This window comes from Micromonospora sp. WMMD712, from assembly GCF_029581295.1.
Lineage (GTDB): Bacteria > Actinomycetota > Actinomycetes > Mycobacteriales > Micromonosporaceae > Micromonospora > Micromonospora carbonacea.
In genome coordinates this window covers 7417842-7432661 of record NZ_CP120743.1, presented here as the reverse complement: position 1 = coordinate 7432661, position 14820 = coordinate 7417842, and the positions used below count along the sequence as shown (strand labels likewise).

Here is a 14820-nt window from a genome sequence, read left to right as displayed (position 1 = left end):
GTCAGTCCTCGGCGACCACGTCGGCGATGACGACGGTGACGTTGTCGGGGCCGCCGGCGCGCAGCGCCAGGTCGATCAGCCGCCGGGCGCACTCGTCCCGGTCCGGGTGCCCGGCCAGCACCTCGGCGAGGGTGTCGAGACGCACCACGTTGGACAGGCCGTCGCTGCACAGCAGCCAGCGGTCGCCGGCCCGGGGCACCATGGTCGCGTACGCCGGGGAGACCTCCCCGCCCTGCAACGCCTGGGTGACCACGGCCCGGCGGGGGTGGCTGGCGGCCTGGTCGGGGGTGATCAGGCCCTGGTCGACGAGCATCTGCACGAAGGTGTCGTCGCGGGTGATCTGCTTGAGCACCCCCTCCCGGTAGAGGTAGGCGCGGGAGTCGCCGACGTGGGCCAGGGCGAGGCAGCTGCCGGTGCGGGCGAAGAGCAGGGCTGTCAGGGTGGTGCCCATGCCCTGCCGCTCGGGGTCCTCGCGCACGGCCTCGGCGATCCGCGCGGTGGCCTGCTCGATGCCGCTCTGTAGGGCGGCGACCAGGGCGTCCTCGGGTGTGGCCAGGTCCAGGGGTCCGACCGCGTCGATCGCGATGCGGCTGGCCAGGTCTCCGGCGGCCATCCCGCCCATGCCGTCGGCGACGGCGACGAGCCAGGTGCCGGAGTGCAGGGCGTCCTGGTTGCCGCTGCGGATCAGCCCGCGGTCGCTCGCCCCGACGGAACGCAGCTTCAGGGTCATGGCACGCAGCCTGCCAGTTGGAGGGCGCAGTTGTCTCTAGGAGATCGCGACGACGCCGCGTGGCGCGGCGAATCTCACGCGGCGGGACGGCCGACCAATCTTATTCAGCCACCTCAATTGACACGGTCGACACCCGCTGGAAATATCAGGCGGATAGTGGGAGCGCTCCCAGCATCTGCGCAGCCCCGTCCCCCGGAAGGATCCCCCGTGACGCCATCCCGACGACGTCGACGCCACCTCGCGGCACTCGCCGCGGCGACCGCCCTGGCTCTCACCGGCACCACCGCCGGTGTGGCCCACGCCGAGGTCCCCCCGGACGCCCCCGAGCAGCTGAAGAACGGCGACTTCAGCGAGGGCGTCTCCCCCTGGTTCTCCTACGGCACCGGCCCGCTCGGGGTGACCGACGGCCGGCTCTGCGCCACCGTCGACGGCGGACTGGCCAACCCCTGGGACGCCGGCATCGGCCAGGACGCGGTGCCGCTGACCGCCGGCTCCGAGTACGAGCTGTCCTTCGACATCACCGCCACCCCCGGGGCGAACGTCAAGGCCGTGCTCCAGCTCGGGGCGGCCCCCTACACGCAGTACGCCAGCGTGGACGCCGCCGCCACCGGCACCAGCGCCCACTTCGCCAAGACGTTCACCGCGAGCGAGGACAACCCGAGCGCGCAGATCATCTTCCAGGTCGGCGGGGCCGCCGCCGAGCAGACCATCTGCCTCGACAACGTCTCGCTGCGCGGCGGCGAGCCGCCGGTGCCCTACGAGCCGGACACCGGGCCCCGGGTGCGGGTCAACCAGGTCGGCTACCTGCCCGGCGGCCCGAAGAACGCCACCGTGGTCACCGAGGCCACCACCCCGTTCGCCTGGCAGCTGCGCTCCGCCGCCGGCGCGGTGGTCGCCAGCGGGCAGAGCAGGCCGCGCGGGGTCGACGAGGCGTCCGGGCAGAACGTGCAGACCATCGACTTCTCGTCGTACCGCACCCCGGGCACCGGCTACACGCTCGTCGCCGACGGCGAGACCAGCCACCCGTTCGACATCTCCGGCACGCTCTACGACAAGCTGCGCAGTGACGCCCTCCAGTTCTTCTACATCCAGCGCAGCGGCATCGCCATCGACGGCGACCTGGTCGGCGACGAGTACGCCCGCGCCGCCGGCCACATCGGCGTCGCCCCCAACCAGGGCGACACCAGCGTGCCCTGCCAGCCGGGGGTCTGCGACTACTCCCTCGACGTGCGCGGCGGCTGGTACGACGCGGGCGACCACGGCAAGTACGTGGTCAACGGCGGCATCGCCACCTACCAGCTGCTGAACGCCTTCGAGCGGACCAAGACGGCGGCCACCGCCGACGCCGGCGCGGGCCTGGGCGACAGCACCCTGCGCGTGCCCGAGCGCGGCAACGCCGTGCCGGACATCCTCGACGAGGCCCGCTGGGAGCTGGAGTTCCTGCTGCGCATGCAGGTGCCGGCCGGCAAGCCGCTGGCCGGGATGGCCCACCACAAGATCCACGACAAGAACTGGACGGGCCTGCCGCTCGACCCGGCCGCCGACCCGCAGCCGCGCGAGCTGCACCCGCCGTCCACGGCCGCCACGCTCAACCTGGCCGCCGTCGCCGCCCAGTGCGCCCGCCTGTTCGCCCCGTACGACGCGGCGTTCGCCACCCGCTGCGGCACCGCCGCGAAGACCGCGTACGCGGCCGCCAAGGCGCACCCGGCGATCTACGCCAGCCCCACCGACGGCACCGGCGGCGGCGCGTACGACGACACCGACGTCAGCGACGAGTTCTACTGGGCCGCCGCCGAGCTGTTCCTGACCACCGGCGAGGCCGCGTACCTGACCGACCTGACCGCCTCGAAGCACCACACCGGCGCGGTCTTCGGCGACCAGGGCTTCGGCTGGCAGGGCGTCGCCGCGCTGGGCCGCCTCGACCTGGCCACCGTCCCCAGCGGCCTGCCGGCCGCCGAGCGCACCCGGGTCCGCGCCTCGGTGACCGCCGCCGCCGACCGCTACCTGGAGATCGCCGCCGGCCAGGCGTACGGTCTGCCGATGCCCGGCGACGCCAACAGCTACTTCTGGGGCGCCAACGGCAACATCACCAACAACGCGGTCGTGCTGGGCACCGCCTTCGACCTGACCCGCGACGCGAAGTACCGCGACGGGGCCGTGCAGGCGGCCGACTACCTGCTGGGCCGCAACGCGCTCAACATCTCGTACGTGACCGGGTGGGGCGAGCACACCGCGCGCAACCAGCACAGCCGGATGTACGCCAACCAGTTCGACCCGACCTCGCCCAACCCGCCCGCCGGCTCCCTCGCCGGTGGCGCGAACGCCGGCCTCCAGGACCCGTTCTCGTCGAACCTGCTCGCCGGCTGCAAGCCGATGTTCTGCTACGTCGACGACATCAACTCGTACTCGACGAACGAGATCGCGATCAACTGGAACTCGGCGCTGAGCTGGCTGGCCTCGTTCCTCGCCGACCAGGACGACGCGGCGGCCGTGCCGACGCCCACCTGCTCGGTGTCGTACGACAACTACGGCACCTGGCACGGCGGCACCGGGTTCACCGCCCAGGTGACCATCCGCAACACCGGCACCGCCGTCGTCAACGGCTGGACCGCGAAGTTCGCCTTCACCGGTAACCAGAAGGTGCGGGAGGCGTGGATGGCGAAGGTGACCCAGTCCGGGGCCACGGTGACGGCGAAGAACGAGTCGTACAACGCCCGGATCGACCCGGGCGGCGCGACGACCTTCGGTTTCAACGCCACCACGGGCGGCGGCGCGAACCCCGCGCCGGGCCTGGTCACGGTCAACGGCGCGCCCTGCACCCTGTCCTGACCCGACCTGCCGGAAAAGGGTGGCCTCCCGTTCTGGGGGGCCACCCTTTCGGCGTCCCTACCGGCGGCGACGCCCTCGGATCAGGGGGCCTCGTGCGCCCCGGCGGTGACCCCGCCTGGGGCGGCCTCGCCGCCGACCCAGACGTACGTCTTCCCGGTCGCCGCCGCGGCGGCGAGGCCGCCGGCGAAGAGCTGGTTGACCCGGGACGCCTCGGCGGCGCTGGGGGTCGCGTTGGTGCAGGACACCGGCGCGCTGCTGCCGGACATCAGGTCGGAGCAGAGGCCGGTGCGCTTGTCGGGCAGGCCGAGGATGTGGCCGATCTCGTGGGTGGCGATGCGGGTGCGGTTGTAGCCCTCGTTCACCGCTTCCCAGCCCATCCACACCCGGCCGTTGCCCAGCGAGGTGGTCTGCGCCCGGGGCCAGCCGTTGTCGACGTAGATGGTGATGTTGCCGGGGGTGGCGGGCAGCAGCCGGACGGTGCTGACGTTGCTGTTCCAGATCTGGGCGGCCTGGTCGAAGTTGGTGCGGAACTCGCCGGCCCGGCTCGCGTCGTAGTAGACGGTGCGGACGGCGGACGCGCTGGTGCCGGTGGCGGCCAGCACCCCGGCGGCGGCCAGGACGGTCGCGGCCAGGGCACCGGCCGTACGCAGCAGGTGTCGTCGGATCACGCGCACTCCTCGGAGTTCCGGCGGCAGCGCCGCCACTCATCGATGTGCGCCGATCTTAGGTCGATCCGCCGCCGGTCGCCCGCATAGCGGTTGCGTCATACGAGCCGCGTCGACCGGGCCCCGCGCGCCCGTCAGGGTGACGGCTCAGCCGATCTCCTCGTCGACGAAGCACCAGCGCCACGCCTCCCCCGGCTGGATGGAGCGCATCACCGGGTGCCCGCTTTCCGCGAAGTGCTTCGTCGCGTGCTGGTACGGCGACGAGTCGCAGCAGCCCACGTGCCCACAGGCCAGGCACGACCGCAGGTGCACCCAGTCGTCGTTGCCGACGGCCACGCAGTCCGGGCACTCCGTCGTGACGCGCGGCTCGGCCGTGCCCGCCTCCGTCAGGTGCTCGCAGCTCATGACTCCTCCTCCCGCCGCAGCAGCGACTCCTCCAGGTCCAGGTCGCGGTACGCCCGCACCAGCATCTCCTCCGGTATCCGGCCGGAGTCGCGGGCGGCCCGGAACACCTCGCGCTCCGCGTCGATCATCTCCTGCCGCAGCCGACCGTACGCCTGCGACGGGGTTTCCCGCTCGCTGCCGCCCAGCCGTTCCCACGCCACGTTGGTGCGCTCCTGCGACACCCGGCGCAGCCGCTCCACGACCGCCGTCGGCGCCGACTCGGCCAACTCGTCGAGCCGCTCCCGGGCGGCCCGGCTGGCCTGCTGCTGGACGCCCGCCGCCGAGAGCGCGTCCTGCACCGGGTCGTCCGGCGGCAGCTTCAGCCGGCGCGCCACCGCCGGCAGCGTCGCGCCCTGCCCGACCAGCGTCGCCACGATCACCGCGAAGGCCAGCCAGATGAACAGCTGCCGGGGATAGGGGCGGTCCTGCGCGAGGGTGAGCGGCAGGGCCAGCGCGGCGGCCAGGGTGACCACGCCCCGCATCCCGGCCCAGCCGATGACCACCGGGAACTTCGCCAACGGGGCCGGGTCCCGCTGCCGCACCCGGGGCACCAGGCGGGCCAGGTAGGTGGCCGGGAAGAGCCAGGCGAACCGGGTCAGGAAGACGGTGACCAGCACCGCGCCGGTGATCGCCGCGAGGAAGCCCAGCGGCTCGTCCAGATCCTGCACCACCTCGCGCAACTGGAGGCCGACCAGCAGGAAGACCAGCCCCTCCAGCAGGAACCGGACCAGCCGCCAGAACGCGCCGATCTGCAACCGGGAGGCCGCCGACATCAGCAGCGGCATCTTGTGCCCGATCCCGAGGCCGGTCACCACCACGGCGACGACCCCGGAGGCGTGGATCTCCTCGGCGGCGAAGACCACCGCGAACGGCACGATCAGCGACACCGCGTTGTCCAGCAGCGGGTCGGTGATCCGCTTGTGCAGGAACCCGAAGACCACCACCCCGAGCAGGCCCATCACGATGCCGCCGCCGGTGGCTACGAGGACCTCCCACGCCACGTCGCCGACCCCGACCGAGGTGCCGATCGTCGCCATCGTGGCCACCCGCAGCAGCACCAGCGCGGTGGCGTCGTTGATCAGGCTCTCGCCCTCCAGGATCGTCACCACCCGGCGGGGCAGGCCGATCCGGCGGGCCACGGCGGTGGCCGCGACCGCGTCCGGCGGGGCGACCACCGCGCCGAGGGCCAGGCAGACGGCGAACGGCACCGCCGGCAGCAGCAGGTGCACCACGAGGCCCACCGCGAACGCCGTGAAGATCACCAGCCCGACGGCGAGCAGCAGGATCGGCCGCAGGTTGAGCCGGAACGCCGGCACCGACGTCTCCAGCGCCGCCACGTAGAGCAGCGGCGGCAGGATGCCCACCAGCACCAGGTCCGGGTCCAGCCGGACCTGCGGGAACCCGGGCACGAAGGACAACGCGAGGCCGACCACCACGAGCAGGATCGGCGCGAGCAGCCCGAGCTTGCGGGCCAGCGCCGCGCCGAGCGTCGCGATGGCGAGGAAGACGACGACCTCGAACAGGGGCTCCATGGGGTACGAGCCTAGGGCCCCGCCCGGCCGGAACGGATCACGCGGCCCGCAGTTTCGGCAGCACCTCCGCGCCGAACGTGTCGATGAACGCCCGCTGCTGCTGGCCGACGTGGTGCAGGGCGATCTGGTCGAAGCCCAGCCCCACGTACTCCTCGAGCCAGCCGACGTGCCGGCCGAGGTCGGCCGAGACGTTGACGGCCGCGGCGACCTTCGCCATCGGCACGTCGGCGGAGGCGACGTCGAAGTGCTCGGCGGTCTCCAGGTCCCAGCAGACCGGCGGCGCGAAGACGTTGCTGCGCCACTGGTCGTACGCGATCGCCTCGGCCTCGGCCTGCTCCGGCGCCCAGCTCACGTGCACCTGGAGGTGCAGCGGGCCGCGGCCCCCGGCGTCGCGGTAGGCGTCGATCATCTCGCGCAGGTGGGCGGTGGGGGCGTTGACGGTGATCAGCCCGTCGGCCCACTGCGCGCACCAGCGGGCGGTGGCCACGCTGACGGCCGCGCCGATCAGGGCCGGCGGTTGCTCGGGGCGGGTCCACAGCCTCGCCCGGTCGACCGTGACGAGGCCGTCGTGGCTGACCTCCTCGCCGGCCAGCAGCGCCCGGATCACGTCGACGCACTCGCGCAGCCGCGCGGCGCGCACGTCCTTGCGGGGCCACGGGTCGCCGGTGATGTGCTCGTTGCTGGCCTCGCCGGTGCCCAGCGCCGCCCAGAACCGGCCCGGGTACATCGCGCCGAGGGTGCCGATGGCCTGGGCGACGATCGCCGGGTGGTAGCGCTGGCCCGGCGCGTTGACCACGCCGAAGGGCAGGTTGGTGGCCTGGAGCGCCGCGCCCAGCCAGGACCACGCGAACCCGGACTCGCCCTGCCGGGCGCTCCACGGGGAGAAGTGGTCCGAGGACATGGCGGCGTCGAAGCCGGCCCGTTCGGCGTGGATCACCGCCTCCAGCAGCCTGGCCGGGTGGATCTGCTCGTGGGACGCGTGGAAGCCGAACACCGTCATGGGCGCACCTCCTACCCACGCCGTCATCCCCCCAACCCCGGCCTGCGGGCAAGGAAGGGCCCCCTGTTAACGCATTCGGTAGAGCAGGGGCCCCTTCTTAACAAGCGCCGGGCGCTACTCCGCGTGCGCCCCCGCGCCGGCCGTCGCCTCACCCCGGCCCACCCAGACGGTCTTGGTGTTGCAGAACTCGCGCATGCCCAGCGCGGACAGCTCGCGGCCGTAGCCGGAGTTCTTCACGCCGCCGAAGGGCAGCTCGGGGAAGGAGGTCGTCATCCCGTTGACGAAGACGTTGCCGGCGTCCAGGTCGGTGGCGAAGCGCTCCTGTTCCTGCGGGTCGGTGGTCCAGGCGTTCGCGCCGAGGCCGAAGGCGGTCCCGTTGGCCACCTCGACCGCCTCGGCGTACGACGACACCCGGAACAGCCCCGCGACCGGCCCGAACACCTCCTCGGACCAGATCCGCATCTCCGGCCGCAGGTCGGTGACCACCGTCGGCGGGTAGAACCAGCCCGGCCCGGTCGGCTTCTCCCCGCCGCAGAGCACCGTGGCGCCCCGCTCGACGGCGTCGCGGACCTGGGCGTCGATCTCGTCGCGGCCGCGTTCGCTGGCCAGCGGGCCGACGTCGGTGGCGGGGTCCATCGGGTCGCCGACCCGCAGCGCGGCCATGTTCGCCGCGAACCGCTGCGCGAACGCGTCGAAGACGTCGGTGTGCACGATGAACCGCTTGGCGGCGATGCAGGACTGCCCGTTGTTCTGGCAGCGGGCGGTGGTGGCGACCTCGGCCGCCCGGTCCAGGTCGGCCGACGGCATCACCACGAACGGGTCGCTGCCGCCCAGCTCCAGCACCGTCTTCTTCAGCTCCCGGCCGGCGGTCTGGGCGATGGACCGGCCGGCGCCCTCGCTGCCGGTGAGGGTCGCGGCGCGCACCCGGGGGTCGCTCAGGATCCGGTCGACGGCGTCCGAGCCGACGAGCAGGGTGGTGAAGCAGCCCGGCGCGAAGCCGGCGCGGTGGAACAGGTCCTCCAGGTACAGGGCGGTCTGCGGCACGTTCGAGGCGTGCTTGAGCAGGCCGGTGTTGCCGGCCATCAGGGCCGGCGCGGCGAACCGCATGACCTGCCAGAGCGGGAAGTTCCACGGCATCACCGCCAGCACCGGCCCGATCGGCTGGTAGCGCACGAAGGCGCGGGCGGCCTTGACGGCGCGGGCGTCGGCGGGCTCGTCGGCGAGCATCCGCTCGGCGTGGGCGGCGTAGAACCGGCACGCCGCGGCGCACTTGGTGACCTCGGCCTGCGCGGCGGCGTACGTCTTGCCCATCTCCGTGGTCATCAGCCGGGCGGTCTCGTCGCGCTCGGCGTCGAGCAGGTCGGCGGCGGCGGTCAGCCACCGGCCCCGCTGGGCGACGGTGGTCCGGCGCAGGTCGGCGAAGGCCCGGTCGGCCTGCGCGATGGCGGCGTCGACCTGCGCGTCCGACATCGGGTCGTACGACTTGAGCACCTGTCCGGTGGCGGGGTTGGTGGTGGCGATGGACATCTCGTACTCCTGTCACTCGAACAGCGAGTGCCGCGCGCCCGGGGACTCCCGGCGGCGCGCGGCCCGGCGGCGCTGGATGACGACCAGGTCGACCGCGGCGACGACGGCGAAGACGACGCAGACGACGCCGAGCCACCCCACGCCGGCCCACACCGCCAGCACGGCGAAGATCACCATGGTCACGAGCCCGAAGCCGGCGAGCACGAGGCGGAGGTTCAACGCGCTGTACGCGTGGCCGACGGTGCCGCGGGCGCGGCGGGGCTGCGATCTCGTCATCCCTGCGGGCTACCCCCGATCGGCCCGGTTAACCGGGCATCGGGTCACCGCCGCGCGAACTACCACACCAGGGGACGCCCGGGCGTCGAGTGCCGGAAAGCCGACAGCAGGCGACCGCCCGCGCCGGTGGCGCACGTAGGGTTGGCTGGCTGTCGCACTCCGCCGCGCGGCGGGAAAGCGGGACTGGGGAAGCGGGACTGGGGAAGATGCCTCGACGCTGGGTCGCCGCCGTCGCCTGCCTGTTGGCCCTGGTCGCGCTCGCCTGCGAGGGCGGCGGCGAGGCCGGCCCCCGTCCTTCGGGCGGGTCACCGGCCCCGGGCACGCCGGCCGTGATGGCCGCCCTCGGCGACTCGATCAGCACCGGCTTCGGCTCCTGCCTGATGCTCAGCTCGTGCGAGCGCAACTCCTGGTCCACCGGGGACGGGCTGCGGGTGGACAGCCACTACCAGCGGCTGCTCGACCGCAACTCCAAGCTGCGCGGCGCGGCGCACAACCACGCGAAGCCGGGCGCGCGGGCGGCGGCGCTGGCCGGACAGGCCGAGGCGGCCGTCCGCGACCGCGCCGACTACGTGACCGTGCTGATCGGCGCGAACGACGCGTGCCGCGACGACGTCGCCGCGATGACCCCGGCGGCGACCTTCCGCAAGCAGGTGGACGAGGGCCTGCGGGTGCTGCGCACCGGCCGCCCCAAGGCCCGGGTGCTGGTGGTCAGCGTCCCCGACCTCTACCGGCTCTGGGAGGTCGGGCACACCGACTCCCGGGCGGTGCGGGCGTGGGGACACGGGGTGTGCCCCGCGCTGCTGGCGAACGCCACCTCGACCGCGCCCGCCGACGCGGCACGCCGGGCGAAGGTGCGGGACCGCATCGACGCGTACAACGCCCAGCTCAAGTCGGCCTGCCGGGCCTACGGCTCGCGGTGCCGCTACGACGGCGGGGCGGTGCACCGCGTCCGGTTCACCCTCGACCTGGTCAACGCGCTGGACTGGTTCCACCCCAACGTCGCCGGCCAGGACCGGCTGGCCGACGCGACCTGGGGCGCCGCCGGCTTCGACTGACGGGCCGCGCCGCCGGCCCCGACCGCACAGGCCGCACCTGGCGGCCCCGGCCGCGTCGGCTCGGGCCGGCGGGGCGCGTCAGCGGGGCCGGGGGACTCCCCCGCCGGGGCCCATGCTGCGGTAGAGCTGCCGGGACCGCTCGGCCAGGTCCTTCGTCGCCGACGAGTTCGCCCAGGTGCCGAGGATGATCGCGGCCCCCGGGATCACCTTGGCGAAGATCCGCTTCGCCGCGCGGACCCCGGCCATCTGGGCCAGCCGGACGCCCAGCCGCAGCATCACCTTGCCGAGGGCGGCCTGCCCGCCCGAGCCGAAGAGGGCCCCGGCGCGTTCCCGCCCGGCGGCCACCCCCAGCGCCAGGCGGGCGGTCTCGGCGACCTTGTGCACCTTCTGCAACACCAGCAGGTCGGTGGCCCGGTCCGGGTGCGTCGGGTCGACCCCGTGCGCCGCCGCGATGTGCAGGACCATCCGCGCCTGCGTCCAGGCCAGCACCCCGACGTCGATCACCGCGCCGGGGAGCCCGGCCGCGCCGGAGACCGCCCCGGAGAGCCGGGCCCGGTTGACGAACCGGCGGACCGCCTGCTCGGCAAGTTCCTCCGTCGGTGCGCCGGGACGCTCCGCCCGCGCGCGGGCGGCCCACCGCGCCGCCTCGGGACCGAGGCGGCGCACCGCCTCCAGGGCCAGGTGTTCCGGCGCGTACTGCGGGTCCTCCCGCATGCGGTCCCAGAGCCGGGCCGGCGGCCCCTCCGGCGCGTCCTCGGCGGCGACCGCCGGGACCGGCAACCCCGGCGCCTCGGCCGGCAACGCTGACGCCGCCTCCGGTGGCACCGGCGCCGGGACCGGCATGGGGACGGTGGGTTGGCCGTCGACGGGGGCGGAATCGGTCACGGAGGCTCCCGGGGTCGGAGACGGGCGGTGCGGAGGCGTCGGCGCGGTCAGCGCCGGCTGGACAGGCGGGAGGCGAGCTGCTTCAGCTTGCGCTGCGTCTCCGGCTTGGCCAGCTCGCGGCGGCCCCGGTCGACGATCTGCCGTCCCTGCGGCGACCGGAGGAACCGGGTGAGCCGCTGCACCAGTGCTGACATGTCGTCCTCCTGTCGGTCGTCCTCCTCCATGTGTACCCTGCCCCGGCAAGCGCGAATCGTCCACAGTGGCCGGTCGGGTCCGGCGGGACGGTTCCGCCCCGCCGGCACGGGCCTCCTGCGGGAGGGCTGCGGGATCACATTCCGGCGGCCAGGAAGGCGTCCACCACCTCCGTGGCCCGCCACTCGTGCTGCGCGTAGAGGTCCGGGTACGCGGAGATCTGCACGGACTGGGCCGCGACCGTCAGCGGCAGGTCCTCCCAGCCGGGGATCTCGGCGAGGGCGGCGAGGAACTGCCGGGTGGCGAACGCGGGGTCCATGAGCTGCCCCACCTCGCCCCAGCCGCTGCTGGCGCGCTGCTGGAACAGCCCGACGGAGTCGTGGTCCCAGCCGATGCCCTCGTGCGGATACTCCTGCGACTCGGGCAGCACCCCGCTGGCGACGTTGTAGAGGTTGCTCTCCTGCATCGCGGTGGCCACCGCTATGACCAGCCCGCGCCGCGGAAAGCCCAGCTCCCGGCCGGTGCGCACGATCACCTTCGCGTTCGCCATCTGCGCCCTGGTCAGGCCGGCCACCGGCGCGGGGTCGGCGGGCCGCTTCGGCGCGGCCCGTTTCCGCGCCGCCGACGGCGAGACGCTGGCCGACGGCGAGGCAGTGGCCGACGGCGAGGGGCCGGCCGGCGACGAGGTCGTGTGCGTCGGGCTGCCGGGGGCCGCCGACGGGGCGAGCGCCGGGCCGGCCGCGCGGTCCAGCGACCGGGAGGCGGCCTCGGCGGCGGCGCGCCGGGCGAGCTCCGCGTCGGCGGCGAGGGGCGCGCCCCGCCCGGCGTCCGCCGGCTCGTCCCGGGCCTGGGCGAGGGCGGCGGCACCCAGGCAGCAGACCACTCCGGCGGCAACGGCCACCGCCGCCCGGCGGCCCCGGCGGGGCGGCCCGACGCGGTCGGGACCGCCGGCCGCCGGCCGGTCCGCCGAACCGTTCGGGTTCGGGAGGTTACGCAGCCACCCGGAGCGGGTACGGGTGAGGTCAGCGAGGGAAGTGAGGGAAGGCCGGAGGCGCCCGGGGCGCGCGTCGCCGGCACTGGTGGTGGATGGCCGTTCGGATGAGGGGGAAACGTCCGAACGGCCCACCGCCGCGTCCGGGCCACGCTGGTCGTCGAGGATGCCGTCGTCACGCATTCGACGAGGCTAGGCAGGTCATTCCGGGATAACCCAGGCCCCTGGAGTGGCCCTCGCCACACCTACGGGTCCGCGATGCGGACACCTGGGCGACCGGCGTCACGGCCCGGCGCGGACCGGACGGGCCGGACGAACCTCCGGTACGCGCCGACGGGCGCACCGGGCGGCCGACAACTCCCCGACGGGCGGGCGACCCGCCACCGGCACGCCGACTCCGCCGATCGACCGATCCCGGCTCACCCGCTCGGATCCCCGGCGAGGGCCACCCGGGGCCCGGGGCCGTTGCCTGATTGTGATCATGGATGCGGCGCGGGACCGCCCGACGCAGGAATGCACGAGGATGGCGGGTACGTTGCCCGAACCGGGAGCCGTGCGCGCCACGGTCCCGTACGCGCCAGCCCAGGGAGGTCCGCACCGGTGCTCGACCCACACGAGCTCTACGAGCTCTCCGACGATCTGCCCGAACTCGGACAGCCGGTCCTGATCCAGGCCCTCACCGGCTTCGTCGACGCCGGAAGCGCCACCCGGCTGGCCCGTGAGCAGCTGCTCTCCTCCCTCGACGCCCGCCCCGTCGCCAGCTTCGACGTCGACCAGCTCTACGACTACCGGTCCCGGCGTCCCGCGATGACCTTCGTCGAGGACCACTGGGAGGACTACGACGCCCCCAAGCTGGAGGTGCACCTGCTGCACGACGACGACGAGACGCCGTTCCTGCTGCTCAGCGGCCCCGAGCCCGACCTGCAGTGGGAGCGGTTCGTGGCCGCCGTCGGCGGGCTGGCCGCCCGGCTGGACGTCCGGCTCACCGTCGGGCTCAACTCGATCCCGATGGCGGTGCCGCACACCCGCCCGACCGGGGTGACCGCGCACGCCACCCGCCGCGAGCTGATCTCCGGATACGAGCCGTGGCTGCAACGCGTCCAGGTCCCCGGCAGCGTGGGGCACCTGCTGGAGTTCCGCCTCGGCGAGCAGGGGCGCGACGCGCTCGGCTTCGCCGCCCACGTGCCGCACTACGTCGCCCAGGCCGAGTACCCGGCCGCCGCCGAGGTGCTGCTCGCGTCGGTGTCGCGCAGCACCGGCCTGCTGCTGCCCCGCGACGGGCTGCGCTCGGCCGCCGAGGTGGTGCGGGTGGAGATCGACCGGCAGGTCGCCCAGACGGAGGACGCGGCCGCCCTCGTCGCGGCCCTGGAGGAGCAGTACGACGCGTTCGCCCGGGGGCGGGGCGAGAAGAACCTGCTCGCCGCCGAGGGCGGCCCGCTGCCGACCGCCGACGAGCTGGGCGCGGAGCTGGAGCGGTTCCTGGCGGAACAGGGCCGACCGGGCGACACCCCGGGGAGCTGACCGGACGGCCGGGGCGGGGATGCGGCAGGCTGGAGGCATGCGCCTGGCGACCTGGAACGTGAACTCGGTGAAGGCCCGCCTGCCCCGGCTGCTCGACTGGCTGGCCGCCACCGGCCCCGACGTCGTCTGCCTCCAGGAGACGAAGTGCCCCGACGGGGCGTTCCCGGTGGCCGAGGTCGGCGAGCTGGGCTACACGGTGGCCAGCCACAGCGACGGCCGGTGGAACGGCGTGGCGATCCTGTCCCGGGTCGGGCTGGCCGACGTGACGGTCGGCTTCCCCGGCGAGCCGGGCTTCCCCGAGCCGGAGGCCCGGGCCGTCTCGGCCACCTGCGACGGGCTGCGGGTCTGGTCGGTGTACGTGCCCAACGGCCGCGCCCCGGACGACCCGCACTACACGTACAAGCTGGCCTGGTTCGCCGCCCTGCGCGACGCGTTGGAACAGGAGCTGACCGGCGGGCTGCCGCTGGCCGTCTGCGGCGACTTCAACGTCGCACCGACCGACGCCGACGTGTGGGATCCGGCCCTGTTCGCCACCTCCACCCACGTCACGCCGGCCGAACGGGATGCCCTCGCCGCCCTGCGCGACCTGGGGCTGGACGACGTGGTGCCGACCCCGATGAAGGGGCCGCACCCGTACACGTACTGGGACTACCGGGCCGGGATGTTCCACCAGGACAAGGGCATGCGCATCGACCTGGTCTACGCGTCCGCGCCGTTCGCCCGCGCGGTCCGCGCCGCCTACGTCGACCGGGAGGCCCGCAAGGGCAAGGGCCCCTCCGACCACGCCCCGATCGTGGTGGACGCCGACCTGGTCCCCGCCGTGGAGGCGTTCTGAGTAGGGTGGGGCCATGGCAGTCGTGAAGATCAACGCGATCGACGTCCCCGAGGGGGCGGGCGAGGAGCTGGAGCGGCGGTTCGCGGCGCGGGCCGGCGCGGTCGAGGGCTCCCCCGGCTTCCTCGGCTTCGAGCTGCTGCGCCCGGTCGGCGGCGAGACGCGCTACTTCGTCTACACCCGCTGGGAGTCGGAGGAGGCGTACCAGAACTGGGCGGCCGGGCCGGCGCGCGCCGCGCACGCCGGTGGCGCGGGCGGCGAGCAGCGACGCCCGGTCTCCACGGGCGCGACCCTGCTGGAGTTCGAGGTGGTCCAGCAGGTGCCGGCCGCCGGCTGACCCC

At 74.3% G+C, this 14820-nt stretch carries 14 protein-coding genes and 1 pseudogene; 5 read left to right on the top strand and 10 right to left on the bottom strand.

What is annotated here, in order from left to right; all coding sequences use genetic code 11:
- Position 1: 1 nt before the first annotated feature.
- Positions 2–730 carry a protein phosphatase 2C domain-containing protein gene (locus tag O7633_RS31475; RefSeq protein ID WP_074475909.1) on the bottom strand — a complete coding sequence of 243 codons (729 nt, stop codon included), beginning with the start codon at positions 728–730 and terminating at the stop codon, positions 2–4.
- Positions 731–937: 207 nt separating this feature from the next.
- Here O7633_RS31475 and O7633_RS31470 point away from each other — a divergent pair, with 207 nt between their 5' ends.
- Positions 938–3559, top strand: coding sequence for a glycoside hydrolase family 9 protein (locus tag O7633_RS31470; protein WP_282325001.1), 2622 nt, complete (start codon positions 938–940; stop codon positions 3557–3559).
- Positions 3560–3696: 137 nt separating this feature from the next.
- On the opposite strand, the pseudogene O7633_RS31465 reads toward O7633_RS31470, so the two are convergent.
- The 6 genes and pseudogenes from O7633_RS31465 to O7633_RS31440 all read right to left on the bottom strand — a co-directional run.
- Positions 3697–4227, bottom strand: a pseudogene (locus O7633_RS31465) (snapalysin family zinc-dependent metalloprotease); the annotation flags it as partial.
- 144 nt (positions 4228–4371) lie between these two features.
- The gene (locus tag O7633_RS31460; RefSeq protein WP_278133854.1) at positions 4372–4629 is read right to left on the bottom strand and encodes a UBP-type zinc finger domain-containing protein; all 258 of its coding nucleotides are present in this window, start codon (positions 4627–4629) and stop codon (positions 4372–4374) included.
- Positions 4626–6200 carry a Na+/H+ antiporter gene (locus O7633_RS31455; protein ID WP_282324999.1) on the bottom strand — a complete coding sequence of 525 codons (1575 nt, stop codon included), beginning with the start codon at positions 6198–6200 and terminating at the stop codon, positions 4626–4628. Before O7633_RS31455 ends, O7633_RS31460 begins: the two co-directional genes overlap by 4 nt.
- A 37-nt stretch (positions 6201–6237) precedes the next feature.
- Positions 6238–7200, bottom strand: a complete 963-nt coding sequence (locus tag O7633_RS31450; RefSeq protein WP_282324998.1) for a TIGR03885 family FMN-dependent LLM class oxidoreductase — start codon at positions 7198–7200, stop codon at positions 6238–6240.
- Positions 7201–7314: 114 nt separating this feature from the next.
- Positions 7315–8727, bottom strand: a complete 1413-nt coding sequence (locus O7633_RS31445; protein WP_282324997.1) for an NADP-dependent succinic semialdehyde dehydrogenase — start codon at positions 8725–8727, stop codon at positions 7315–7317.
- A gap of 12 nt (positions 8728–8739) precedes the next feature.
- Positions 8740–9003: a DUF6343 family protein gene (locus O7633_RS31440; protein ID WP_282324996.1), complete on the bottom strand. Its 264-nt coding sequence runs from the start codon at positions 9001–9003 to the stop codon at positions 8740–8742.
- Positions 9004–9209: 206 nt separating this feature from the next.
- Here O7633_RS31440 and O7633_RS31435 point away from each other — a divergent pair, with 206 nt between their 5' ends.
- On the top strand, positions 9210–10058 hold the full coding sequence (locus O7633_RS31435) for a GDSL-type esterase/lipase family protein (RefSeq protein WP_178064212.1): 849 nt from the start codon (positions 9210–9212) through the stop codon (positions 10056–10058).
- 78 nt (positions 10059–10136) lie between these two features.
- Here O7633_RS31435 and O7633_RS31430 read toward each other — a convergent pair whose 3' ends face one another.
- The 3 genes from O7633_RS31430 to O7633_RS31420 all read right to left on the bottom strand — a co-directional run bounded on the left by O7633_RS31430 (position 10137) and on the right by O7633_RS31420 (position 12036).
- Positions 10137–10943 (bottom strand): EcsC family protein, encoded by an 807-nt coding sequence (locus O7633_RS31430; protein WP_246384548.1) that lies wholly within the window; start codon positions 10941–10943, stop codon positions 10137–10139.
- Between the two features lie 47 nt (positions 10944–10990).
- Positions 10991–11137: a hypothetical protein gene (locus tag O7633_RS31425; RefSeq protein WP_176734927.1), complete on the bottom strand. Its 147-nt coding sequence runs from the start codon at positions 11135–11137 to the stop codon at positions 10991–10993.
- 134 nt (positions 11138–11271) lie between these two features.
- Complete coding sequence (locus O7633_RS31420) at positions 11272–12036, bottom strand: peptidase M23 (protein ID WP_282324995.1); 765 nt, start codon at positions 12034–12036, stop codon at positions 11272–11274.
- Positions 12037–12726: 690 nt separating this feature from the next.
- Between O7633_RS31420 and O7633_RS31415 the strand changes: the two genes are divergently transcribed.
- Genes O7633_RS31415 through O7633_RS31405 form a run of 3 tightly spaced genes read left to right on the top strand, consistent with a single transcriptional unit; the run spans position 12727 to position 14816 of the window.
- Positions 12727–13647: a PAC2 family protein gene (locus O7633_RS31415; RefSeq protein WP_282324994.1), complete on the top strand. Its 921-nt coding sequence runs from the start codon at positions 12727–12729 to the stop codon at positions 13645–13647.
- Positions 13648–13684: 37 nt separating this feature from the next.
- Entirely contained in the window at positions 13685–14482 is a 798-nt protein-coding gene (locus O7633_RS31410) for an exodeoxyribonuclease III (RefSeq protein ID WP_278133842.1), read from the top strand.
- Between the two features lie 13 nt (positions 14483–14495).
- A complete protein-coding gene (locus tag O7633_RS31405; RefSeq protein WP_178064209.1) occupies positions 14496–14816 on the top strand; it encodes an antibiotic biosynthesis monooxygenase in 321 nt (106 codons plus the stop codon).
- The last annotated feature ends 4 nt before the right edge of the window (positions 14817–14820 follow it).

Excerpts from the sequence above, each read along its gene's own strand:
- O7633_RS31460 (WP_278133854.1), bottom strand. The coding sequence starts at position 4,629 with ATGAGCTGCGAGCACCTGACGGAGGCGGGCACGGCCGAGCCGCGCGTC.
- O7633_RS31425 (WP_176734927.1), bottom strand. The coding sequence starts at position 11,137 with ATGTCAGCACTGGTGCAGCGGCTCACCCGGTTCCTCCGGTCGCCGCAG.
- O7633_RS31475 (WP_074475909.1), bottom strand. The coding sequence starts at position 730 with ATGACCCTGAAGCTGCGTTCCGTCGGGGCGAGCGACCGCGGGCTGATC.
- O7633_RS31405 (WP_178064209.1), top strand. The coding sequence starts at position 14,496 with ATGGCAGTCGTGAAGATCAACGCGATCGACGTCCCCGAGGGGGCGGGC.
- O7633_RS31445 (WP_282324997.1), bottom strand. The coding sequence starts at position 8,727 with ATGTCCATCGCCACCACCAACCCCGCCACCGGACAGGTGCTCAAGTCG.
- O7633_RS31455 (WP_282324999.1), bottom strand. The coding sequence starts at position 6,200 with ATGGAGCCCCTGTTCGAGGTCGTCGTCTTCCTCGCCATCGCGACGCTC.
- O7633_RS31435 (WP_178064212.1), top strand. The coding sequence starts at position 9,210 with ATGCCTCGACGCTGGGTCGCCGCCGTCGCCTGCCTGTTGGCCCTGGTC.
- O7633_RS31410 (WP_278133842.1), top strand. The coding sequence starts at position 13,685 with ATGCGCCTGGCGACCTGGAACGTGAACTCGGTGAAGGCCCGCCTGCCC.
- O7633_RS31440 (WP_282324996.1), bottom strand. The coding sequence starts at position 9,003 with ATGACGAGATCGCAGCCCCGCCGCGCCCGCGGCACCGTCGGCCACGCG.
- O7633_RS31450 (WP_282324998.1), bottom strand. The coding sequence starts at position 7,200 with ATGACGGTGTTCGGCTTCCACGCGTCCCACGAGCAGATCCACCCGGCC.